Here is a 21111-nt window from a genome sequence, read left to right as displayed (position 1 = left end):
CGGGGCCCCTCCGGCTCACCCCGCCACGGGGCCTTCCCCTTCCTCACGCGCCGGTGGCGGGAACCCTTCCTCCCGTGTCGCGGGCGGGAACGCCTCGTACAGCGCCCGGGCGTGCACCGCGTCGTACTCGCTGACGCGCACCCGCTGCGTCTCTCCGTCATGCCGACGCAGTTCGATCTCCTGGCCGCGGTCCAACTGCACGCGCACCTGAGGATCGACGCAGGTCGCTTCGCCCTCGCCGCGCATCATTTCGAACAGCACCCCGCGTATGCCGTACCGATGGTCGCCGCCCCGGTGGCGCAGCAGGCGCACTCTGCGGTCGGTCAGCAGCAGGGACGCGTGCCGTTCCACCAGGCCTCCCCAGCGGCGGTCGTGGACGACCATGCAGCCGGCCGTCATCCGTTCACCCTCCGGAACCCACTCCGCGAGGCGCTTGCGGTCTCCCACCCAGTCGGCGGCCACCATGGCTCTCTCCCCGTCCGGCGCTCGGCGCCTCGGTCCGTCCGTCCGCTACTCGTCTTCCTCCTCCCCCGCACCGGAAACCCCGAGGGGCGGCGCGGAGAGCCGCCGCCCCCTTCCCGTCGTGACGTGCGCGCGTCAGAATCCAAAGGCTCTGCCCCCCACGGCCCTTGGAGGCACTTCCATGTCCACGCCCCCGAACCACCCTGCTCCCTCAGGTCTCCTGACCACGCGCCGCGGCTTCCTGGCCGGCGCCCTCGCGGTCTCCGCCACTGCCGTCATCGGGGCCGCGCCTGCCGTCGCCGCCACGCGGAAGGCGGTGCGGGGGACGCAGGACTGGATGGGCGGGCTGCCGGACGGCACCGCGCTCCAGCGGCTGACGATCCCGGGGACGCACGACTCGGGCGCGCGGTTCGGCGGGCCGTGGGCGGAGTGCCAGAACACCACGATCGCGCAGCAGTTGCAGAGCGGGGTGCGTTTTCTCGACGTACGGTGCCGGATCACGTCCGGCTCGTTCGCGATCCATCACGGGGCCGCGTTCCAGAACATGATGTTCGGCGATGTCCTCATCGCCTGCCGGGACTTCCTCGCCGCGCGGCCGACCGAGACCGTGCTGATGCGGGTCAAGCAGGAGTACTCCTCCGAGAGCGACGCGGCGTTCCGGGCGATCTTCGACGACTACCTCGACGGGCGGGGGTGGCGGTCGTTGTTCCGGCTCGACTCGACGCTGCCGACGCTGGGCGGGGCGCGCGGCAAGGTAGTGCTGCTGGCCGACAACGGCGGGCTGCCCGGGGTGCGTTACGGCGATCCGGCCGTCTTCGACATCCAGGACGACTACATGGCGGAGCCGTTCGCCAAGTACCCGAAGATCGAGGCCCAGTTCCGCAAGGCGGCCCAGCAGCCGGGCGAGTTCTTCATGAACTACGTCTCCACCGCCGCCCTGATGCCGCCCCGCTGGAACGCCGACCGGCTCAACCCGCAGGTGCACTCGTTCCTGGAGCGGTCCGAGACCGCCGGATGGACGGGGCTCGGCATCGTCCCGCTGGACTATCCGAACCAGCGCGGCGGACTGGTGGAGTCGCTGATCCGGCACAACCCGGTGGGGTGAGGGGGCGGGCTTCCGGGGTGGCGCCGTCTCTGAGAGGTCCGTCCGCGCCGCCCGGGAGGCTCACACCCCCCCCGCCCCCCTCACATCCCCGGCGGCGGCGTAGGCGCCCCCGGCAGCCTGATCGTCGCGACCGTGCCGGGGCCGTCGCCCTCCGGGGCCGGGCGCAAGGCGATCTCGCCGCCCGCCTGCTGGACCGTGCGGGCCACGATGGACAGGCCCAGGCCCGAGCCGGGGAGCTGGCGGGCGGAGGGGGAGCGCCAGAAGCGCTCGAAGACGTGCGGGAGCTCCTCGGCGGGGATGCCGGGGCCCCGGTCCCGTACCGTCAGCTCGCCCCGGTGCAGGCGCACGTCGATCGTGGCGCGGGGCGGGCTGAACTTCACCGCGTTGTCCAGGACGTTGACGATGGCCCGCTCCAGGGCGGCCGGTTCTGCCCGTACGTACCAGGGGGCCAGGTCGGCGGTGATGGTCAGCTCGGGGCCGCGCAGGCGGGCGCGTTGCAGGGCGGTACGGGTGATGTCGTGCAGGCCCACCACCTGGAGCGGGCCGGGTCCCGCGGCGTCAGGGCGGGCCAGTTCCTGGAGGTCGCCGATCAGCGCCGCCAGCTCCGTCATCTGGGCCTTCACCGAGGCCATCAGCGCCTTCCGGTCGTCCGGCGGGATCACCCGGCCCGTCTCGTCGCTGCGCGCCAGCAGCTCCACGTTGGTCCGCAGCGAGGTGAGCGGCGTGCGCAGCTCATGGCCCGCGTCCGCGATCAGCTGCGCCTGGCGGTCGCGGGAGGAGGCGAGCTGGGCCGCCATGGAGTTGAAGGAGTGGGACAGCCGGGCGATCTCGTCCTCGCCGTCCACCGGGATGCGGACCGTCAGGTCCTCCGTGCGCGCCACATGCTCGACCGCCTCCGTCAGCTCGTCCACCGGGCGCAGGCCCGCCCGCGCCACCCAGAGCCCGGCCGCGCCCGCGCCCACGACACCGATGCCGCCGACCAGGGCGAGGACCCAGGCGAGGGTGGAGAGCGGTGCGTCGATCTCGCTGAGCGGGCGGGCCACCGAGACGGCCAGCTGGTTGTTGGCCTGGCCGGAGCTGACGACCGGCGGCAGCTTGCGGGTGTAGACCCGCATGTCCTTGCCGTCGTTGTTCTCCGTCGTGTGCAGGGCGTCGGTCTTCCGGCCCGCCGCCACGTCGACGTCACTCGGCTGGGCGGGGACGGGCGTGGTGTTCGGGGCCGTGCAGTAGCTGCCGTTCGCCGCGACGATCTGCACGGTGTACTGGCCCGGGAACTCCTGGGCCGGCAGCTGCCCGCCGCTCAGGCACGAGCTCAGCAGGTCGCGCATCGGCTCGTTGTCCATCTTCGCGTTGCGCAGCGAGTCGTCGAGCTGGTCCTCCAGCTGGATCCGGGTCACGAACCAGCACGCGACCGCCACCGCCGCGACCGCCACCGCGACCGCCGTCGCCACCAGGAGCGCGAGCCGGGAGCGCAGCGGCAGCGCGCGGAAGCGCCGTACCAGAGCCCTCCTCGGCGGTGCCGCCTCGCTCACGCCTCGCCGCTCCCGCCCGTACGGAGCGCGTAGCCGACCCCGCGCACGGTGTGGACCAGGCGCGGCTCGCCGCCCGCCTCCGTCTTGCGGCGCAGGTACATCACGTACACGTCCAGGGAGTTGGAGCTCGGCTCGAAGTCGAAGCCCCAGACCGCCTTGAGGATCTGCTCCCGGGTCAGCACCTGGCGCGGGTGCGACAGGAACATCTCCAGCAGCGTGAATTCCGTACGGGTCAGCTCGACGCGCCGCTCGCCCCGGGTGACCTCGCGGGTCGCCAGGTCCATCCGCAGGTCGGCGAAGGACAGCACGTCGTCGTCGGACACCTCCGCGCCCGCCGCCGACGCCGCGTACGAGCTGCGGCGCAGCAGGGCCCGGATCCGGGCGAACAGCTCGTCCAGCTCGAATGGCTTCACCAGGTAGTCGTCCGCGCCCGCGTCGAGGCCGGTGACCCGGTCCCCGACGGTGTCGCGGGCGGTGAGCATGAGGATGGGCGTGGTGGAGCCGGTGGCGCGGATGCGGCGGGCGGCGGTGAGGCCGTCCATGCGCGGCATCTGGATGTCCAGGACGATGAGGTCGGGGGCGTACGCCTCGGCCATCGCCAGGGCGTCGTACCCGTCGACCGCGACCTGCGTGCCGTACCCCTCGAAGGCGAGGCTGCGCTGGAGCGCCTCCCGTACGGCCGGTTCGTCGTCGACGATCAGGATGCGCTGGGGATCGTCTTCGGCGGGGCTCATCGCTGTGTGGTCCTCTTCTCGTTCCGGCCGATGGGGGCGGTCTGCGGGAGTGTCTCAGCCTCGCACGGTCAGGAGTTGTTCCCCGCGCGCAGGGTGTCCAGGTCGGCCTTGAGCGTGTTCACCGGGATCGCGAAGCCGAGGCCCACGCTGCCCGCCGACGAGCCGCTGCCCGCCGCCGAGGAACTCGGCGCGTACATCGCGGAGTTGATGCCGATGATCTCGCCGTCCATGTTGATCAGCGCGCCGCCGGAGTTGCCGGGGTTGAGCGAGGCGTCGGTCTGGAGCGCCTTGTACGTGGTCGTCTTCTCGCCCGTGTCGCCGTTGAACTGCTGCCCGCCGAACTCGAACGGCCACTGCTCGCTTCCGCCGCCCTGGCCCTGGCCCGAGTCGCCCGAGTCGTCCTTCGCCACCGTCACGTCCCGGTCCAGCGCGGAGATGATCCCGCTGGTGACCGTGCCCGTCAGGCCCTCCGGCGAACCGATCGCCACCACCTGGTCGCCCACCTTGACCTGCGAGGAGTCGCCGAGCGCGGCCGTCTTCAGCCCGCTCGCGCCGCGCAGCTTGATGAGCGCGAGGTCCTTGTCGGGGTCGGTGCCCACGACATCGGCGGTGTAGGTCTTGCCGGTGGAGAGCGTGACCTCGATCTGCTGGGCGCCGGAGATCACGTGGTTGTTGGTGACGATCTCGCCGTCCTCGGTGATCACGACCCCGGAGCCGGTGGACTTGCCCGCCGAGGAGGCCGCGCCGATCTCGACGATGGCCGGGGAGACCGCCTCCGCGACGCCGGAGACCGTGCCCTTGCTGCTCTGCGAGACGGTGGTGCCCTGGACCGTGCCGGTGGAGCCGGTCGCTTGGGCGGAGCCGTTGTTCAGCTGGCCGACGAGGGTCGCCGTACCGCCGCCGACCACCGCCGCCGCGAGCGCGACCGCCGCCAGCAGCGCCACCGGCCGCTTGGCCCGGCGGTGGTGGTTGGTGGGGGCGTACGGGGGCGGGGGCGGCGGCGGGTAGCTGCCCGCCACGCCGTCGTACGCGGTGCTGCTGCCGTCGTACGCCGTGCTGCCGCCGTGCGCCGCGTTGCCGTAGGCGTACGAGGTCGGGTCCTGGTCCGTCGGGTGCGCGCCGCTCGGGCGAAGGTTCTCCGTCATGTCCATCAGGCTGGCCAGCGAACATGAGAGCAGCCTGAGTACGTCCTGAGAAGCCCGGAAGAAGCGCGTATGCCCGCTGTAAAGACGCGTATGCCCGCTGTAAAGAACTGAGCGGGCCCGGTGCTACGCCGTCGGCTCGCCGCAGCCGCACGAGCGCCGGATCACCAGCGCCGAGGGGAACTGCTTCAGCCGCTCCCGCCGCGAGCCGACGACCCGGAGCGAGTCGTCCAGCACCAGGTCCACCGCCGCCCGCGCCATCGCCGGGCGGTCGGAGAACACCGTGGTCAGCGGCGGATCGGTGAGCCCGGCCTCCTTCACGTCGTCGAAGCCCGCGACGGCCAGCTCACCCGGCACGTCGATGCGCAGCTCCCGAGCCGCCCGCAGCACCCCGATGGCCTGGTCGTCCGTGGCGCAGAAGATCGCCGGGGGCCGGTCCGGGCCGGCGAGCAGCCCGAGGGCCACCTGATAGGCGTCGTACCGGTTGTACGGGGCCTGGAACAGCCGGCCCTCCGTCGAGCGGCCGGACTCGTGCATCGCCCGGCGCCACCCCTCGACGTGGTCGGCGACCGGGTCACCGACGGCCGGGGTCTCCTCCGTACCGCCGAGGCAGGCGACGTACGGGTGGCCGTGCTCCAGGAGGTGGCGGGTGGCGAGCTGGGCGCCGCCGACGTCGTCCGTGACGACCGCGACGTCGTCGATCGCCTCGGGGCGCTCGTGCAGCAGCACGACCCGGGCGTCCCATGCCTCTATCTCCGCCGCCGCGCGCTCGCTGGGGCCCTGGCTGACCAGGATCAGGCCGGAGACGCGCATGCCGAGGAACGCCCGCAGATAGTGGACCTCGCGCTCGTCGCGGTAGTCGGAGTTGCCGACGAGCACCATTTTCCCGCGCTCGGCGGCGGCCTGTTCGACCGCGTGCGCCATCTCCGCGAAGAAGGGCTGCCGGGCGTCGGGGACGATCATCCCTATGAGGTCGGTCCGCCGCGAGGCCATGGCCTGGGCGACCCGGTCGGGCCGGTAGCCCAGCTGCTTGATCGCGGCGAGCACCCGCTCGCGCGTGGCCGGGGCGACCGGCCGGGGTCCGTTGTTGATGACGTAACTGACGACCGCGGTCGACGTCCCCGCCAGTCTCGCCACATCGTCCCGCGTCACCTTGGCCACGCGCGGCAGTCTACGCGGATGGACCTACCTCTTGGCAGCCTCTACCGGGGCTTCTTCCGTCGCGGTGGCCGAAGAGGACTGCTCCGATCGGGCGACGGGTTCGCCGTCCTTCTGCTGCTTCTGCTGGGCGGCCGCCCGCTCCTTCGCCTCCTCGGCCGCGCGCTCGACCTTCTCCGGGGTGACGAAGCGGTAGCCGACGTTGCGGACGGTCCCGATCAGCGACTCGTGCTCGGGGCCGAGCTTGGCGCGCAGCCGCCGGACGTGGACGTCGACGGTCCGTGTACCGCCGAAGTAGTCGTAGCCCCAGACCTCCTGGAGGAGCTGGGCGCGGGTGAACACCCGGCCCGGGTGCTGGGCCAGATATTTCAGCAGTTCGAATTCCTTGAAGGTCAGGTCCAGGACCCGGCCCTTGAGTTTCGCGCTGTACGTGGCCTCGTCGACGGAGAGATCACCGTTGCGGATCTCCATCGGGGAGTCGTCGGAGGTGATCTGCTGCCGGCCCATGGCCAGCCGCAGCCGCGCCTCGACCTCCGCAGGACCCGCGGTGTCCAGCAGGACGTCGTCGATGCCCCAGTCGGCGGTGACGGCCGCGAGGCCGCCCTCGGTGACGACGAGGATCAGCGGACAGCCCGGTCCGGTGGACCGCAGCAGCTGACAGAGCGAGCGGACCTGCGGGAGGTCGCGGCGCCCGTCGATGAGGATCACATCGGCGCCCGGGGTGTCCACCAGGGCCGGTCCCTCGGCCGGGGCGACCCGCACGCTGTGCAGCAGGAGGCCGAGGGCGGGGAGCACCTCCGTCGAGGGCTGGAGTGCGTTCGTCAACAGCAGCAGTGAACTCATCGCCGCCCACCTGCCTGGTTCGGTCGATCGTGTTGCACGGTTCGCTCGCCCATTACGTCGGTCCTCCTCGTTCCCTGCGAGAGGGGCACTCCCGGGTCGGACCCGGGGGAGTATGCGGCACTGCTTCGTACGTCATGCGTCATGCGGTTTTTACGTCACGGTCCCGCGCCCTGGGACCGCTGAGCTTCTCGAAACGTCTGCGTAACAACGTCCGGGAAGCACAAAAGGACCCGGGGGCTGCATTGCCCAGGTCCTCTTCGCAGCAGAATAGCCCACATGAGTTCCGCGTCCGAGGGTCGATTCCTGAGTTCTTCTGTTCCCTTGCTCACGCGGGTCCCACGATTCGCCACATTGCTGACCGATGACGGGATCCCGGTCGAGGCGGTGTACGAGCCGTGTACGGCGGGTTTCGGCGCATCCGCGGGGGCGCGGGCGGAACCGGCCGCCGACACCCCCGTGATCGTGGTGGCGCACGGGTTCACGGGCTCGGCCGACCGCCCCGCCGTACGCCGGGCCGCGCGGGTGTTCTCCCAGCGTGCGGCCGTGATCACGTTCTCGTTCCGGGGCCACGGGCGGTCCGGCGGGCGCTCCACGGTGGGCGATCGCGAGGTGCTGGATCTGGCGGCCGCGGTGGCGTGGGCGCGGACCCTGGGACACCGCCGGGTGGTTACGGTCGGGTTCTCCATGGGCGGCTCGGTGGTGCTCCGGCACGGCGCTCTGTATACGGACGGATCCGATGCACGCGATGCGGCCGTTCGTGTACCGGTGCGCGATGGGCGCACGGGGGAGCACTTGGGGGCGCACTCGGACGCGGTGGTGTCCGTCAGCTCGCCCGCCCGCTGGTACTACCGGGGTACGGCCCCGATGCGCCGCCTGCACTGGGTGGTCACCCGCCCCTCGGGGCGGCTCGTCGGGCGGTACGGATTCCGTACCCGGATCGCCACGGACGACTGGGACCCCGTCCCGCTCTCCCCGGTCGCCGCGGTCCCGCTCATCGCCCCGGCCCCGCTGCTGCTCGTGCACGGCGACCGGGACCCGTATTTCCCGCTGGACCACCCGCGCATGCTGGCCGACGCGGCGGGGGAGGGCGGTGCGGAGCTGTGGCTGGAGCGGGGGATGGGGCACGCGGAGAACGCGGCGGACGACGCCCTCCTCGGCCGGATCGCCGACTGGGCGACGGGCGCGCTGCCCGCGTGACCCATCATGGAGAGCTGACGCACCACGCGTCCGATGAACCGACCGAAGGAGTGGCGCCATGGCAGCGGGGACGATCCGCTACTGGGCTGCGGCCAAGGCCGCCGCGGGCACCGCGGAGGAGCCGTACGCGGCGGCGACCCTCGCCGAGGCGCTCGACGCCGTACGCGAACGGCACCCCGGCGAGCTGAGCCGGGTGCTCCAGCGGTGCTCGTTCCTCATCGACGGCAACCCCGTCGGTACCCGTGGGCATGAGACCGTACGCCTTGCCGAGGGCGGCACGGTCGAGGTGCTCCCGCCGTTCGCAGGAGGGTGAACCGCAGGCCATGAGCAGCAGCGATCAGCAGTACCCGTACCCGTACGACCCCCAGCAGCAGCCTGCGTCGCCGCAGGACTGGCCCGACGGGACGGCCGGGCAGTCCGCGCTGCCCCAGGAGCCGGGCGGCTACGACCAGGGCGGGACGCAGACGTGGCAGGCGCCGACCTGGGACACGCAGTACCAGCCGACGATCCGGCGGGACCCGCAGCCGTACCAGGGGCAGGGGCAGGGGCAGGTTCAGGGCTACGGACAGCACCAGCCGGACGCGTACGGAACCGGGCAGCCCCACCCGTACGGGACACCGCAGCCGCAGTACCAGGAGCCCCAGCACCACCAGCCGTACCAGGAGCCTCTGCACCAGCAGGCTCACCAGCCGTACCAGGAGCCCCAGCCCTACCGCCCCTCCGCCGCCGAAGAGACCGCCTACCTGCCCCCGCAGGGCGCCTCCGGCTCCCTCCCGCTCCCGCCCGAGGTCCCGGCCGCCTCTCCGGATGCCCCCGCCCCCGTACCTCCGGTAGTGGCCCAGGCACCCGACGCCTCCGGCTACAGCGCCCCCACCACCCTCGGCAACGCCCGGATCACCGACGCCCAGCGCGCCCGGGCCGAGGGGCGCTCGCCGATCATCGCGCCCGGGATGCAGCCCGCCGCGATCACCGCCGGGCTCGGCCTGCTCCTCGCGGGCGGCGCGGCCATCGGCTCGTACGCCCTGCTCGTCCCGCTCGTCCTCCTCCAGGCGGTGACCGCCGCCGGCTGGTTCCGGCTCAACGGCATGTGGCCGGCCCGCCAGGGCATCGCGCTCGCCTTCCTCGGCGGCCTCGTCGCCGATGCCGCGCTCCTCGCGGCGGGCCGGGAGCACGGGCCCACCGCACTCCTGGGCACCCTGGGGATCTGGGTCCTGCTCGCCGTCGTCCTCCAGCTCCGCTCGCCCGCGACCGGCGAGGAGCGGATGTACGGCCTGATGGCCACGGTCGTCTCGGCGGCCCTCGCGGTCCTCGCCGCCGGGCACCTCGCGGCGATCCCGGACGCGGTGACGGTCGGCGGGGTGGCGGTCGCGGCCGCCGTGCTCGCCCGGGCGCTGCCGCTGCCCGGTGCCGCGTCGGTCGTGGTGGCGCTGCTCGCGGGCGCGGGCGCCGGCATCGCGGTGGGCGGCTTCACGGAGTACGGCGGACAGGGGGCGCTCCTCGGCCTCGCGGCGGGCGTCAGCGCCCTGATCGGGCTGCGGGTGGCGAGCTACGACTATCCGTCCCGCTTCGTCCACATGACGGCGGGGGTGGCGCTGCCGCTCACCGCGGCGGCCCCGGCGGTCTATCTGATCGGCCGCGCGCTGGCCTGACGCGTACTCATCGGGGCCGTACGGGCCGTATGGGCCTGACGGGCCTGACGTGCCCTCAACGGGGGTACGCGCACCGGGAACCACGGGAACCGATCGGGTGGCGCCACTCGTCGATCACCTGGGGGCACTGACCGTACGGCCGAGGTGGGGGAACCACACACATGCGCGCACTGCGAATACTGCTGGTCCTGCTGGTGGTGGTCGGCGCCCTCTTCGTCGCGGCCGACCGGCTGGCGCTCCACTTCGCCGAGTCGGAGGCCGAGGACCGGGTCAGGATCAGCGGCGGCAGCGCCGGGACGACCGAGGTCTCGATCAAGGGCTTCCCGTTCCTGACCCAGCTCGCCGCCTCGGAGTTCGACCGGGTCGACGTGACCCTGAAGGACATGAAGACCGAGGCCGCGGGCCGCGCGATACGGGTCGGCGAGGTGCGGGCGCAGCTCCACGACGTGAAGCTCGGCTCCGGTTACTCCAGCGCCACGGCCGCCCGCGCCACCGGCACCGCCGTCGTCTCGTACGCGGACCTGACGGCGGCCGCGGAGGACGGTGTCACCGTCGCGTACGGCGGCGACGGCAAGGTGAAGGTCACCGGCACGGTCGAGATCCTCGGCCGCCCGATCTCCCGCAGCGTGGTCTCCACCGTGACCCGGGTCGACGGCCACACGATCAAGGTGCGGGCGGACGAGGTGCCGGGCGAGGGCATCCCGGGCGTGGAGCAGCTGGTGCGGACGAGGACGGACTTCGAAGGGGACATCGACGGTCTGCCGAAGGGCCTCGAACTCCAGAAGGTCCAGGTGACGGAGAGCGGCCTGGAGATCGCGCTGAACGGCTCGGACGTGTCGCTCACCGGCTGAGCCGGCCCTTGAGCGCTCCCGCCCACCGCCCCGGCCGGAGCCCGCCCACCGCCCCGATCCGGATAGTGAGACGCCGGTGTCCGGTCCGTAGATGCGCGGCGGACGAGAGGCAGCGGGAAACCGGCTCCGGGGCGCGCCTCCCCGCTTCTCGTCTCGCATCATGGATGATCGCGTCTCATCATGCGACACGACGGTGACATCTCCGCCCGTACCTCCCTACGATCGGACCCATGAAGCGACAGGCGGATCTCACGAAGCGGCGGGCAGTAGACCTGTGCCGCGTCGCCGCCATGCTCTGTCGCACCTCCTGAGCGGGGCGTTCGTCCGTCCCGCCACCCCTTTGGCCCTTCGACCTCTGTCAGGGCCGGCCCCGTGCCCCGTACGCGCCGCGCTCCGTCCGTCCGCGTGTATACCCGCACCCCCGCACGATCACTCCGCATCTCGCACCACCCGCCGCAGACTGCCCCGGAGGAGAACAACATGAGCCGCAGCGACGTCCTGGTAGACGCCGACTGGGTCGAGGCCCACATCGATGACCCGCAGGTCGCCATCGTCGAGGTCGACGAGGACACCTCGGCGTACGAGAAGAACCACATCAAGAACGCGATCCGGATCGACTGGACGAAGGACCTCCAGGACCCGGTCCGCCGTGACTTCGTGGACCAGGCCGGCTTCGAGAAGCTGCTCAGCGAGAAGGGCATCGGCAACGACACGCTGGTCGTCCTCTACGGCGGCAACAACAACTGGTTCGCGTCCTACGCCTACTGGTACTTCAAGCTGTACGGCCACGAGAACGTCAAGCTCCTCGACGGCGGCCGCAAGAAGTGGGAGCTGGACTCCCGCGACCTGACCGACGCCGTCCCCACGCGCCCGGCCACCGAGTACAAGGCCAAGCCGCAGGACGAGTCGATCCGCGCCTACCGCGACGACGTCGTGAAGGCCATCGGCAGCCAGAACCTGGTCGACGTGCGCTCGCCCGACGAGTTCAGCGGCAAGCTGCTCGCCCCGGCGCACCTCCCGCAGGAGCAGTCGCAGCGCCCCGGCCACGTGCCGAGCGCCCGCAACATCCCGTGGTCGAAGAACGCCAACGACGACGGCACCTTCAAGTCGGACGACGAGCTCAAGGCCCTCTACGAGGACGAGCAGGTCGACCTGTCGAAGGACACCATCGCCTACTGCCGCATCGGTGAGCGCTCGGCGCTCACCTGGTTCGTCCTGCACGAGCTGCTCGGCCAGGAGAACGTCAAGAACTACGACGGTTCGTGGACCGAGTACGGCTCCCTCGTCGGCGTGCCGATCGAGCTCGGCCCCGCCAAGTAACCCGACCGACCCGCACCACCCGACCAGAAGGACAGAACCATGTGTGGAGCACAGGCCGGCGGCCCCGACGCTTCGACGATCAAGCCCGGTGAGACCACCATCCAGGGCAGCGTGACCCGCGACGGCGAGCCCGTCACCGGTTACGTGCGTCTGCTGGACTCGACCGGCGAGTTCACCGCCGAGGTCCCGACCTCGGCGACCGGACAGTTCCGCTTCTACGCGGCCGAGGGCACCTGGACGCTCCGCGCCCTGGTCCCGGGCGGCAGCGCCGACCGCACGGTCGTCGCGCAGACCGGTGGACTCTCCGAGGTCGCGATCGCCGTCTGATTCCACGGCATGGCCGGTCGACGGCACAGAACGGCCGGAGGGCCGCACCCCAGGGGGTTGGACGCCACCTGACGCGGGGTGCGGCCCTTCGCGCCGTCCGGAAGCGCCCTCCGGAAACCGTCCCGCGGTTCTACGCTGGAGACATGTACGCCCGACGCCGGCGCGGCTACTTCTGGATGATGGGCGGATGCGTCGCCCTCTTCGTCTCCGCCTGGGCGGTCGTGCGCCTGTGGTCGATGCCGGCCGCCGTCGCGATGTGCCTGGTCGCCATGGTGATCCCGCCCGTCGCCGCGGTGCTCGCCAACCGGCGGGGGCCGGAGGACCGGTGGTGGGACGATCCCTCCGGCGACCCGAAGTCCGACGAGTGGTGGGACGAGCTGGACGGCAGGAAGCGGTACTGAGCCCGCCCCCGCCGAGCCGTCAGTAGACGAGCGCCTGTGCGCCGTCCGCCATGGCCTCCTGCACGAAGACCTGCGCCCCCGCGATCCGTACGCCCTCCAGCACGTCCTTCTCCGTGATCTCGCGCCGGGCCGCGCACTGCGTGCAGAGGGTGACCCGGCCGCCCGCCAGGATCGAGTCGAGCAGATCGGGCAGCGGGGCGGCGTGCGGCAGCTCGAACTCGGCGGCCCGGCCCGGCAGCGCGAACCACGACGACTCCCCGGTCAGCCAGAGCGAGACCTCCACGCCACTGGCCACGGCCACCGCCGCCACGGTGAAGGCCTGCGAACACCGCTCGGCGGCTTCGGGCCCGGCGGTCACCTTGATCACGAGCTTCTTCGGCATACGCGAACTGTAATCGCCCCCCTCAGGAGGTGAATTCGGCGATGCGGTAGGCGGCCATCCCGGAAGCCTTGCCGACGGCGGTCACATCGATGGTGACCCTGCTCGGTGCGTCATGGACGCGCAGATGGACGGGCTGGGTGTGGATGCCCCCCCCCGCCCGCCCCCCGTCCGGCCCCGTGGCCGCCACCTGGACGAGAAGGCCGGGCCCCCACCCATTAGGCTGGGACCCGGCCCTGTACTGCCGCCATACCGCTCATTCCGAGGAGCCCTTCGTGCTTGAGGCATTCTTCTCCGCCCTGCTCATCCTGGTCTGCGTCGGCGTGCTCGCCTTCACGGTCGTCGCCGTGAAGAAGCTGTACCAGGGCCAGCGCTGACCCTCGGCGCACCCGATCGTTCCGCCCCTCCCTCACAGATCGTTTGAGCGCTCATGATCGAGATTCCGTCCGACCTCCACCCGGACCTCGTCCCGCTGGCCTTCCTCATCGGCAAGTGGGCGGGCGCGGGCGTTTCCGACTTCCCCGGCGCCGAGAAGTGCAACTTCGGACAGGAGGTCACGTTCAGCCACGACGGCCGTGACTTCCTGGAGTACGTCTCCCACACCTGGGTCCTGGACGCCGACGGCAACCAGGTCCGCCCGCTGGAGTCGGAGTCCGGCTACTGGCGCATCGACAAGGACCGCAAGGTCGAGGTCGTCATGGTCCGCGACCAGGGCGTCGTCGAGATCTGGTACGGCGAGCTGGCCGACCAGAAGCCGCAGATCGACCTGGTCACCGACGCCGTGGCCCGCACCGCGGCCTCCGGCCCGTACACCGGCGGAAAGCGCCTCTACGGGTATGTGAAGAGCGACCTCATGTGGGTCGGCGAGAAGGCGACCCCCGAGGTCGAACTGCGCCCCTACATGTCGGCGCACCTGAAGAAGGTCGTCACCCCGGAAGAGGTCGCCGAGATGGCGCGGAACCTCGAGGACATGCCCGACGACGGCATCGCGTTTTTCAAGTAGGCAAGCCCGCACGGAGCGAGCCCTGCTGGCCGGTGCTCACCCCGCCTACACTGGGCCTGTGGTGAGCACCGACTGGAAGACCGATCTCCGGCAGCGCGGCTACCGGCTGACGCCCCAGCGCCAGCTTGTGCTGGAGGCCGTGGACGCCCTGGAGCACGCGACCCCGGACTCCATCCTCTGCGAGGTGCGCAAGACCGCCTCCGGGGTGAACATCTCCACCGTCTACCGGACCCTGGAGCTCCTGGAGGAGCTCGGGCTGGTCAGCCACGCGCACCTGGGGCACGGCGCTCCGACCTATCACCTCGCCGACCGGCACCACCACATCCACCTGGTCTGCCGGGACTGCGACGGCGTCATCGAGGCGGACGTCTCCGTCGTCACCGAGTTCACCGGGAAGCTCCGCGCCGACTTCGGCTTCGCGACCGATATGAAGCACTTCGCGATCTTCGGCCGGTGCGAGGCGTGCACGGCCGCGAGGGACGGCGCGGGCACCGGCGAGCCCAAGTCGTAGGCTGGGCTCATGAAGAGCCCCCTGCTGTCCCTGCCCGGCGCCGTCGCCGCCGAGGGCCGCGACGAAGGAGTCGCCGGACACTACGGCGACCTGTTCCGCGAGCAACGCGCCCTCGCCGACGGCAACGGCCTCGTCGACCTCTCCCACCGCGGTGTCGTCACCGTCACCGGTGACGACCGGCTGAGCTGGCTGCACCTGCTGCTCACCCAGCACGTCAGCGATCTCGCCCCGCACCAGGCCACCGAGGCCCTGATCCTCTCCGCCAACGGGCACATCGAGCACGCCATGTATCTCGTCGACGACGGGACGACGGTGTGGATGCACGTCGAACCCGGCACCCAGGGCGATCTCATCGCCTACCTGGAGTCGATGAAGTTCTTCTACCGGGTCGAGGTCGCCGACCGCACCGAGGACACCGCCGTCGTCCACCTCCCGGCCGGTTCCATCGCGGAGGCCCCGGACGGGGTCGCCGTACGGGAGACCGCGCAGGGCCGGGACCTGTTCCTGCCCCGCGCCGACCTGGAGACGTACGCGGCCGCCAACGGCCCGGCCGTCGGGATCCTGGCGTACGAGGCGCTGCGCATCGAGGCGCACCGGCCGCGCGTCGGCTTCGAGACCGACCACCGCACCATCCCGCACGAGCTGGGCTGGATCGGCACCGCCGTCCACCTCCAGAAGGGGTGCTATCGGGGCCAGGAGACCGTCGCCCGCGTCCACAACCTGGGGAAGCCGCCGCGCCGACTGGTCTTCCTGCACCTGGACGGCAGCGAGGTGCACCTGCCCGGCCACGGCACGCCCGTACGGCTGGCCGCCGACGGCGAGGAGGGCCGGCAGCTCGGCTTCATCACCACCTCGGCCCGCCACCACGAGCTGGGCCCGATCGCCCTGGCGCTGGTCAAGCGGAACGTGGCGGTGGACGCGGAGCTGATCGCCGGGGACACGGCGGCGGCCCAGGAGACGGTCGTGGAGCCCTGAGGTTTCACACCTCGATGATCACCGTGAACGGGCCGTGGTTCGTGAGCGAGACCCGCATGTCCGCTCCGAACCGGCCCGTCGCCACCTCCGCGCCCAGCGCCCGCAGCTGCGCCACCACCTCGTCAACCAGCGGCTCGGCGACCTCGCCGGGCGCCGCGGCGTTCCAGGTGGGGCGGCGGCCCTTGCGGGCGTCCCCGTAGAGAGTGAACTGCGAAATCACCAGGAGGGGGGCATTCACATCCGAACAGGACTTCTCGCCCTCCAGGATGCGGACGGACCAGAGCTTGCGGGCCAGCTGGGCCGCCTTCTCCGGGGTGTCCCCATGGGTGACTCCGACCAGTACACACAGGCCTTCGCCGATGATCTCGCCGACCACCCCGGTCGCGGACGGGTCGTCGCCCGTCCCGGCCACCGAGACGCTCGCGCCGTCCACTCGCTGTACCACTGCACGCATACAGACCAACCTATCTTGGGCTGAACGGGTACAGAGTGTGGGCGGGGGCACCTCGCAGGGTGGCACGATGCACGATGTCGGTGTGCCGACGCACCGGTCGAGGGGACGGAACAGCATGAGTACCTATGGAGCCGGACAATCTCCCGGGCCCGTACCGGGCGCCCGTACGAGGACCAGCACCCTGCACCCATCCGTACGGCCCTTGCTGCCCGGGCGCGCGTCCGTGCCGGAGCAGGGCGGCGGCGAGGCCGGGGTCGGCGGGCTGCGGCTGCCGGAGCTGCGGACGCTGCGCCGGGACGCGCAGCGGGACGAGGCCGATCTCAGTTACGTACGCCGGCTGGTCCAAGGCCGGATCGACATCCTCCGCGCCGAGCTCGCCCGCAGGCGGGACCCGCAGGCGCCGGTGCCGGAGGCCCCGGTGGTGGACCGGCTCTCGGAGATCCTGACCGACGCCCCGTCCCGGCACCGCACCTCCGCCCGGCACGTCACGCTGACGACGCCGCGCGGGGACGAGTTCCGGCGGCTCGCCGCCGAGAACCTGGCGGAGGTCGAGCTCTCGGACCTGGCCGCCCGGACGGACGAGGAGCTGCACGACGCGATGGGCCGCCTGGTCCGCTACGAGCAGCAGGTCTCCCGGCGCCGGCACGAGCTCCAGCGCACGACCGACGATTGCAGCGCGGAGATCGCCCGCAGGTACCGTGACGGGGAAGCCCAAGTGGACGACCTGCTCGCCTGAAGCGACCCTTCCGGACGGCGGGTCCCGCACCCCGCCCGTCCGGCCGATCCTTCCGGGCGCCGGGTCCCCGCACACCCGTGTGTACCGACCGTACCGACCGTCTCCGGTCCGTACGGAACGTACCGACCGTCTCCGGAAGGCCACCATGACGTCCACCGACGCCCCTGCCGCGATAGCCCCCGCCCCGCCCGTGCTGGCCGAGGTCGTGCGGTCCGGGTTCACCGAGGGCCACCACCGCGGTTCGCTGGTCCTGCTCGCCGCCGACGGGAGCGTGAGTCACGCGCTCGGCGACCCGGCCGCCCCGGTCTTCCCCCGGTCCTCCAACAAGCCGATGCAGGCCGCCGCGATCCTCCGGGCGGGCCTGGAGCTGTCGGGGGAGCGGCTGGCACTGGCCGCCGCGAGCCACTCCGGGGAGCCGTTCCACCTCGACCTCGTACGGAAGATGCTCGCCGAGCACGGGCTGAGCACCGACGACCTCCAGACCCCGCCCGACCTGCCGCTGGACCCGGTCGCCGCCGAGGCCTACCTCGCCGCCGGGAACGTACGCGAGCGGATCACCATGAACTGCTCCGGCAAGCACGCCGCCATGCTCGCCGTCTGTGTCCGCAACGGCTGGGACACCGCGAGCTACCTCGACCCCGCCCACCCGCTCCAGCTCCTCGTCGGCCAGGTCGTGGCCGAGGCGGCGGGCGAGCCGGTCGCCTCGCTCGGCACCGACGGCTGCGGGGCCCCGCTGATGGCGATCGGGCTGACCGGTCTGGCCCGCGCCTTCCGGTCCTTCGTGCTGGCGGAGCCGGGCAGCGCCGAGCGCCGGGTCGCGGACGCCATGCGCGCCCACCCGGAGTACGTCGCGGGCACCCGGCGCCCCGACACCTGGCTGATGAGCGAGGTCCCCGGGACGCTCTCCAAGATGGGCGCCGAGGCCGTGCAGGCGGTCGCGCTCGCCGACGGGCGGGCCCTCGCCTTCAAGATCGACGACGGGGCCACCCGGGCACTCGGCCCGGTCCTGGCCCGCGCCCTGGAACTGCTCGGCGTGGACGCCCCGGTGGTCGCCCGGATCGGGCGTTCGCCGCTGCTCGGCGGGGCGGCGGAGGTCGGGGAAATTCGCGCGACATTCTGAGGCGCGCCTGCCTAGCGTGGGGGGATGAGCCTCGATGTCCGTACCGTCACCGCGTCCGACTACCCCGACTGGCTGCGGGCGGTGCAGAACGGTTTCCTGACGGCCGGTTCACCGAGTGAGGACGACGTCGCCGAGCGGCTGGCGGACACCGATCTCTCCCGCATCCAGGGCGCGTTCGAGGCCGGGCGGTGCGTGGCGACGTTCCGCTCGTTCGCCCAGCGGCTCACCGTGGTGGGCGGCGCCACCGTTGCGGCCGACGCGATCAGCGGGGTGACGGTGGCGCCGACGCACCGCCGGCGCGGGCTGCTGAGCCGGATGATGGCCACGGACCTGGCGGCGGCCAGGGAGCGCGGCGAGGTGGTCGCCACGCTGATCGCCGCCGAGTATCCGATCTACGGGCGGTTCGGCTTCGGCCCCGCCACCTGGACCACCGAGTGGGAGGTCTCCGTCCACCGCGCCGGACTCGACCCGCGCCGGTCGGGGCAGCCGGCGGACGGCGGCCGGATCGAGATGGTGGACGGCGCCGACATCCGCAAGTACGGCCCCGAGCTGCACACCCGGCTCGCGGCGCTGCGGCCCGGTGTCGTCAGCCGCAGCGAGCGCTGGTGGAAGCGGCACACGGGCGCGGTCACCCTCCCGGCCCACGAGAAGTGGACCGAACCGTTCTACGTCATCCACCGCGACGCGGACGGTGAGGTCGACGGCCTGATGGTCTACGGCACCGACGACAAGTGGGGCGACGCCAAGCAGCCCCTTAACACCGCGACCGTACGGGATCTGGTCGCGCTGAACCCGGCGGCCGAGCGGGCGCTCTGGCTCTTCCTCTGCTCGGTCGACTGGGTCACCACCGTCCGCTCCGGCTACCGGGCCCCCGACGACCTGCTCCCCTTGCTGCTCCCTGACCCCCGGGCCGCCAGGACGGTCTCGCACGCGGACTGGCTCTGGCTGCGGCTGCTGGACGTGGAGCGCGCGCTGGAGGCGCGTGGTTACGAGCGTGAGGCGTCGCTCGTGCTCGACGTCCGGGACGGCGGGGGCGTGGCCGAGGGGCGCTTCCTGCTCGATGTCTCGCCCGACGGGGCGCGCTGCACCCCGACCACCCGGAGCGCCGATCTGGCGCTGGGCGCCGGGGAGTTGGCGGCCCTGTATCTGGGCGACGAGTCGGCGCGGCGGCTGGTGGACCTGGGGCGGGCCGAGGAGCTGCGGACCGGGGCGGCGAGCACGGCGGACGCCGTCTTCCGTACGGGGCGGCGCCCTTGGTGCCCGGACATCTTCTGAGCCCTTCGTGTCGCCGGTCAGCGTGTTCTGATCCGGAACAGCACCCCTGACGCGGCGATCGCCACCGCCAGCATCCCCCCGGCCCAGGCGAGCGCGATCCAGGGCGCGTTGCCGACCTCCTGGCCGAGCAGGAGCCCGCGCAGGGACTCGATGGCCGGGGTGATCGGCTGGTTCTCGGCGAAGCCGTGCAGCCAGTCGGGCATCTTCTCGATCGGGGCGAACGCGCTGCTCGGGTAGGGCAGGAACGACATGAAGAAGGTGAACCCGCTCGCCGCCTCCGGGGAGCGGGCCAGCAGCCCGATCGCCGCCGAGATCCAGGACAGCGCCACGATGTAGGCGATCAGCACGGTGGCGACCAGGAGCCAGCCGCTCCAGGAGGCCGCGGGGCGGAAGCCGATCAGCAGGGCGACGCCGAAGACCAGGACGGTGGCGAAGAGGTTGCGGACGGTGCTCGCCGCCACATGGCCGGCGAGGACCGGCGTACCGCCCACGTCCAGAGAGCGGAAGCGGTCGATGATGCCGCCCTTCATGTCCTCGCTGACGGCGGTGGCGGTGGTCGCGGCGCCGAACCCGGCGCACAGGAGCAGGACGCCCGGGACGACGTACATGACGTACGAGTCGTAGCCCGCCCCGGTCTCGATCGCGCCGCCGAAGAAGTAGACGAAGATCAGCATCAGCATGATCGGCAGGGCCAGCGACATGATCAGGGCGTCGGAGTTGCGGAGGCTGACGCGCAGACTCCGGCCCGCCATGACGGTCGCGTGGGTGAGGGGCCCCGGTGCTCTCCCCAGGGGGACCAGGGGGGCCCGGGGGGACCGGGGGGTCAGGGGGGTCAGGGGGACGGCGGTCTCAGGCATGGGCGGGTACCTCCGAGGTGAGGGCCAGGAAGACGTCGTCGAGGGTCGCGCTGTGCAGGGTGAAGCGGTCGATCTCGGTGCCCGCCGGGTCGATCTCGTCGAGCAGGGCGCGGACGTGGGCGGCGCTGCCGTCCGTGGGCAGGCCGACGGTCAGCGTCTCGGGGGAGTGGTGGACGGCCCGCCCGGTGAGCCGGAGGTAGGCATCCCGGCTGGTGAGGACCAGGTCGAGGCGGTGTCCGGCGACCCGGCCCTTGAGGTCGGCGGCGCTGCCCTCGGCGGCGATGCTCCCCTTGTCCAGCAGGGCGATCCGGTCGGCGAGGCGGTCGGCCTCCTCCAGGTACTGCGTGGTGAGCAGGACGCTCGCCCCGCGCTCGGCCAGCCCCCGGACCACCTCCCACAGCTCCTGGCGGCTGCGCGGGTCGAGGCCGGTCGTCGGCTCGTCCAGGAAGAAGACGCCGGGCTCCGGTGAGCCGGTGAGCCCGGCGGCCAGGTCCAGGCGGCGGCGCATGCCCCCGGAGTACGTACGGGCGGGCCGCCGGGCGGCGTCGGTGAGGCGGAAGCGCTCCAGCAGCTCCTCGGCCCGGCGGCGGGCGGCGGGGCGGGAGAGCCCGGTGAGCCGGGCCATCATCCGCAGGTTCTCCTCGCCGGTCTGGGTCTCGTCGACGGCGGCGAACTGGCCGGTGAGGCTGATCGCCCGGCGCACCGCGCTCCGGTCGGTGACCACGTCGTACCCGGCGACGCGGGCGGTGCCCGAGTCGGCGGTGGTGAGCGTGGCGAGGATGCGGACGGCGGTGGTCTTGCCCGCTCCGTTGGGGCCGAGCAGGGCGAAGACGCTGCCGTGGGCGACGTGGAGGTCGAGGTGGTCCAGAACGCGTACGGCGGGCTTACCGCGTTGTCCCTGACTTCCCGGCTTTCCCGACTTCCCCGGCTTTCCCTGCCTTCCCTGCCTTCCATGGTTTCCGTAGGACTTGGTGAGGCCGTGCGCCTCGATGGCGTACGGCGGTGTCTCCTGCGTGCTCGGACTGGGCATGGCTGCGCGGCCCCCTTCTGCGTATGGCATACGCGTTATTGCGTAAGCAT

26 protein-coding genes are annotated in these 21111 nt (G+C 72.2%); 15 read left to right on the top strand and 11 right to left on the bottom strand.

What is annotated here, in order from left to right; translation table 11 throughout:
* Positions 1-15: 15 nt before the first annotated feature.
* Entirely contained in the window at positions 16-465 is a 450-nt protein-coding gene (locus tag R2B67_RS16250) for a hypothetical protein (protein ID WP_317818989.1), read from the bottom strand.
* 178 nt (positions 466-643) lie between these two features.
* On the opposite strand from R2B67_RS16250, the gene R2B67_RS16245 reads away from it, so the two are divergent.
* Positions 644-1567, top strand: a complete 924-nt coding sequence (locus tag R2B67_RS16245) for a phosphatidylinositol-specific phospholipase C (RefSeq protein ID WP_317818985.1) — start codon at positions 644-646, stop codon at positions 1565-1567.
* Between the two features lie 80 nt (positions 1568-1647).
* Here the strand turns inward: R2B67_RS16245 and R2B67_RS16240 are convergent, their stop codons facing one another.
* The 5 genes from R2B67_RS16240 to R2B67_RS16220 all read right to left on the bottom strand — a co-directional run bounded on the left by R2B67_RS16240 (position 1648) and on the right by R2B67_RS16220 (position 6976).
* Positions 1648-3099, bottom strand: coding sequence for a HAMP domain-containing sensor histidine kinase (locus tag R2B67_RS16240; protein WP_317818979.1), 1452 nt, complete (start codon positions 3097-3099; stop codon positions 1648-1650).
* Complete coding sequence (locus R2B67_RS16235; RefSeq protein WP_317818977.1) at positions 3096-3833, bottom strand: response regulator transcription factor; 738 nt, start codon at positions 3831-3833, stop codon at positions 3096-3098. The genes R2B67_RS16240 and R2B67_RS16235 overlap by 4 nt, the downstream gene beginning before the upstream one ends.
* Before the next feature lie 68 nt (positions 3834-3901).
* On the bottom strand, positions 3902-4984 hold the full coding sequence (locus R2B67_RS16230) for a S1C family serine protease (RefSeq protein WP_317818975.1): 1083 nt from the start codon (positions 4982-4984) through the stop codon (positions 3902-3904).
* Positions 4985-5101: 117 nt separating this feature from the next.
* Positions 5102-6136 carry a LacI family DNA-binding transcriptional regulator gene (locus R2B67_RS16225; protein ID WP_018511122.1) on the bottom strand — a complete coding sequence of 345 codons (1035 nt, stop codon included), beginning with the start codon at positions 6134-6136 and terminating at the stop codon, positions 5102-5104.
* A 24-nt stretch (positions 6137-6160) separates the two neighbouring features.
* On the bottom strand, positions 6161-6976 hold the full coding sequence (locus R2B67_RS16220; RefSeq protein ID WP_317818973.1) for a response regulator transcription factor: 816 nt from the start codon (positions 6974-6976) through the stop codon (positions 6161-6163).
* Positions 6977-7327: 351 nt separating this feature from the next.
* On the opposite strand from R2B67_RS16220, the gene R2B67_RS16215 reads away from it, so the two are divergent.
* From R2B67_RS16215 to R2B67_RS16185, 8 genes are all read left to right on the top strand, one after another.
* Positions 7328-8173 carry an alpha/beta hydrolase gene (locus R2B67_RS16215; RefSeq protein WP_317818971.1) on the top strand — a complete coding sequence of 282 codons (846 nt, stop codon included), beginning with the start codon at positions 7328-7330 and terminating at the stop codon, positions 8171-8173.
* A 58-nt stretch (positions 8174-8231) separates the two neighbouring features.
* On the top strand, positions 8232-8486 hold the full coding sequence (locus R2B67_RS16210; protein ID WP_018490344.1) for a MoaD/ThiS family protein: 255 nt from the start codon (positions 8232-8234) through the stop codon (positions 8484-8486).
* 10 nt (positions 8487-8496) lie between these two features.
* A complete protein-coding gene (locus R2B67_RS16205) occupies positions 8497-9822 on the top strand; it encodes a hypothetical protein (RefSeq protein WP_317818969.1) in 1326 nt (441 codons plus the stop codon).
* Positions 9823-9983: 161 nt separating this feature from the next.
* The gene (locus R2B67_RS16200; protein WP_317818967.1) at positions 9984-10673 is read left to right on the top strand and encodes an LmeA family phospholipid-binding protein; all 690 of its coding nucleotides are present in this window, start codon (positions 9984-9986) and stop codon (positions 10671-10673) included.
* A 230-nt stretch (positions 10674-10903) separates the two neighbouring features.
* The gene (locus tag R2B67_RS36030) at positions 10904-10984 is read left to right on the top strand and encodes a putative leader peptide (RefSeq protein ID WP_350240574.1); all 81 of its coding nucleotides are present in this window, start codon (positions 10904-10906) and stop codon (positions 10982-10984) included.
* 169 nt (positions 10985-11153) lie between these two features.
* Positions 11154-11993 carry a sulfurtransferase gene (locus R2B67_RS16195; RefSeq protein ID WP_018511117.1) on the top strand — a complete coding sequence of 280 codons (840 nt, stop codon included), beginning with the start codon at positions 11154-11156 and terminating at the stop codon, positions 11991-11993.
* 39 nt (positions 11994-12032) lie between these two features.
* On the top strand, positions 12033-12320 hold the full coding sequence (locus tag R2B67_RS16190) for a DUF1416 domain-containing protein (RefSeq protein WP_003968135.1): 288 nt from the start codon (positions 12033-12035) through the stop codon (positions 12318-12320).
* Positions 12321-12463: 143 nt separating this feature from the next.
* A complete protein-coding gene (locus R2B67_RS16185; RefSeq protein WP_030566678.1) occupies positions 12464-12721 on the top strand; it encodes a DUF3099 domain-containing protein in 258 nt (85 codons plus the stop codon).
* Positions 12722-12740: 19 nt separating this feature from the next.
* Here the strand turns inward: R2B67_RS16185 and R2B67_RS16180 are convergent, their stop codons facing one another.
* Together R2B67_RS16180 and R2B67_RS16175 are read right to left on the bottom strand one after the other, a co-directional pair.
* On the bottom strand, positions 12741-13103 hold the full coding sequence (locus R2B67_RS16180; RefSeq protein ID WP_018511115.1) for a DsrE family protein: 363 nt from the start codon (positions 13101-13103) through the stop codon (positions 12741-12743).
* Between the two features lie 22 nt (positions 13104-13125).
* Positions 13126-13290, bottom strand: a complete 165-nt coding sequence (locus tag R2B67_RS16175; RefSeq protein ID WP_317818961.1) for a hypothetical protein — start codon at positions 13288-13290, stop codon at positions 13126-13128.
* A gap of 240 nt (positions 13291-13530) precedes the next feature.
* Here R2B67_RS16175 and R2B67_RS16170 point away from each other — a divergent pair, with 240 nt between their 5' ends.
* From R2B67_RS16170 to ygfZ, 3 genes are read left to right on the top strand one after another with little or no spacing between them, the layout of a single operon-like run.
* Positions 13531-14103 carry a heme-binding beta-barrel domain-containing protein gene (locus R2B67_RS16170; RefSeq protein ID WP_018511113.1) on the top strand — a complete coding sequence of 191 codons (573 nt, stop codon included), beginning with the start codon at positions 13531-13533 and terminating at the stop codon, positions 14101-14103.
* Between the two features lie 58 nt (positions 14104-14161).
* Positions 14162-14614 (top strand): Fur family transcriptional regulator, encoded by a 453-nt coding sequence (locus R2B67_RS16165; protein WP_317818960.1) that lies wholly within the window; start codon positions 14162-14164, stop codon positions 14612-14614.
* 9 nt (positions 14615-14623) lie between these two features.
* Entirely contained in the window at positions 14624-15589 is a 966-nt protein-coding gene (ygfZ, locus tag R2B67_RS16160; RefSeq protein WP_018511111.1) for a CAF17-like 4Fe-4S cluster assembly/insertion protein YgfZ, read from the top strand.
* A gap of 4 nt (positions 15590-15593) precedes the next feature.
* On the opposite strand, the gene dtd is transcribed toward ygfZ, so the two are convergent.
* The gene (gene dtd / locus R2B67_RS16155) at positions 15594-16043 is read right to left on the bottom strand and encodes a D-aminoacyl-tRNA deacylase (protein WP_093691064.1); all 450 of its coding nucleotides are present in this window, start codon (positions 16041-16043) and stop codon (positions 15594-15596) included.
* Between the two features lie 223 nt (positions 16044-16266).
* Here dtd and R2B67_RS16150 point away from each other — a divergent pair, with 223 nt between their 5' ends.
* From R2B67_RS16150 to R2B67_RS16140, 3 genes are all read left to right on the top strand, one after another.
* Positions 16267-16779: an RsiG family protein gene (locus R2B67_RS16150; RefSeq protein ID WP_317824879.1), complete on the top strand. Its 513-nt coding sequence runs from the start codon at positions 16267-16269 to the stop codon at positions 16777-16779.
* A 145-nt stretch (positions 16780-16924) separates the two neighbouring features.
* On the top strand, positions 16925-17899 hold the full coding sequence (locus tag R2B67_RS16145; RefSeq protein ID WP_018511108.1) for an asparaginase: 975 nt from the start codon (positions 16925-16927) through the stop codon (positions 17897-17899).
* Positions 17900-17923: 24 nt separating this feature from the next.
* The gene (locus R2B67_RS16140) at positions 17924-19174 is read left to right on the top strand and encodes a GNAT family N-acetyltransferase (protein WP_317818957.1); all 1251 of its coding nucleotides are present in this window, start codon (positions 17924-17926) and stop codon (positions 19172-19174) included.
* Between the two features lie 17 nt (positions 19175-19191).
* On the opposite strand, the gene R2B67_RS16135 is transcribed toward R2B67_RS16140, so the two are convergent.
* A complete protein-coding gene (locus R2B67_RS16135; protein WP_317818956.1) occupies positions 19192-20031 on the bottom strand; it encodes an ABC transporter permease in 840 nt (279 codons plus the stop codon).
* Positions 20024-21061 carry an ATP-binding cassette domain-containing protein gene (locus R2B67_RS16130; protein ID WP_317818954.1) on the bottom strand — a complete coding sequence of 346 codons (1038 nt, stop codon included), beginning with the start codon at positions 21059-21061 and terminating at the stop codon, positions 20024-20026. The genes R2B67_RS16135 and R2B67_RS16130 overlap by 8 nt, the downstream gene beginning before the upstream one ends.
* Positions 21062-21111: the final 50 nt, after the last annotated feature.

The sequence above is a fragment of the Streptomyces cyaneofuscatus genome, assembly GCF_033109485.1.
Taxonomy (GTDB): Bacteria; Actinomycetota; Actinomycetes; order Streptomycetales; family Streptomycetaceae; genus Streptomyces; species Streptomyces cyaneofuscatus.
The sequence above is the reverse complement of the archived record's forward strand: the minus strand, read 5'-3'. Positions and strand labels throughout refer to the sequence as shown.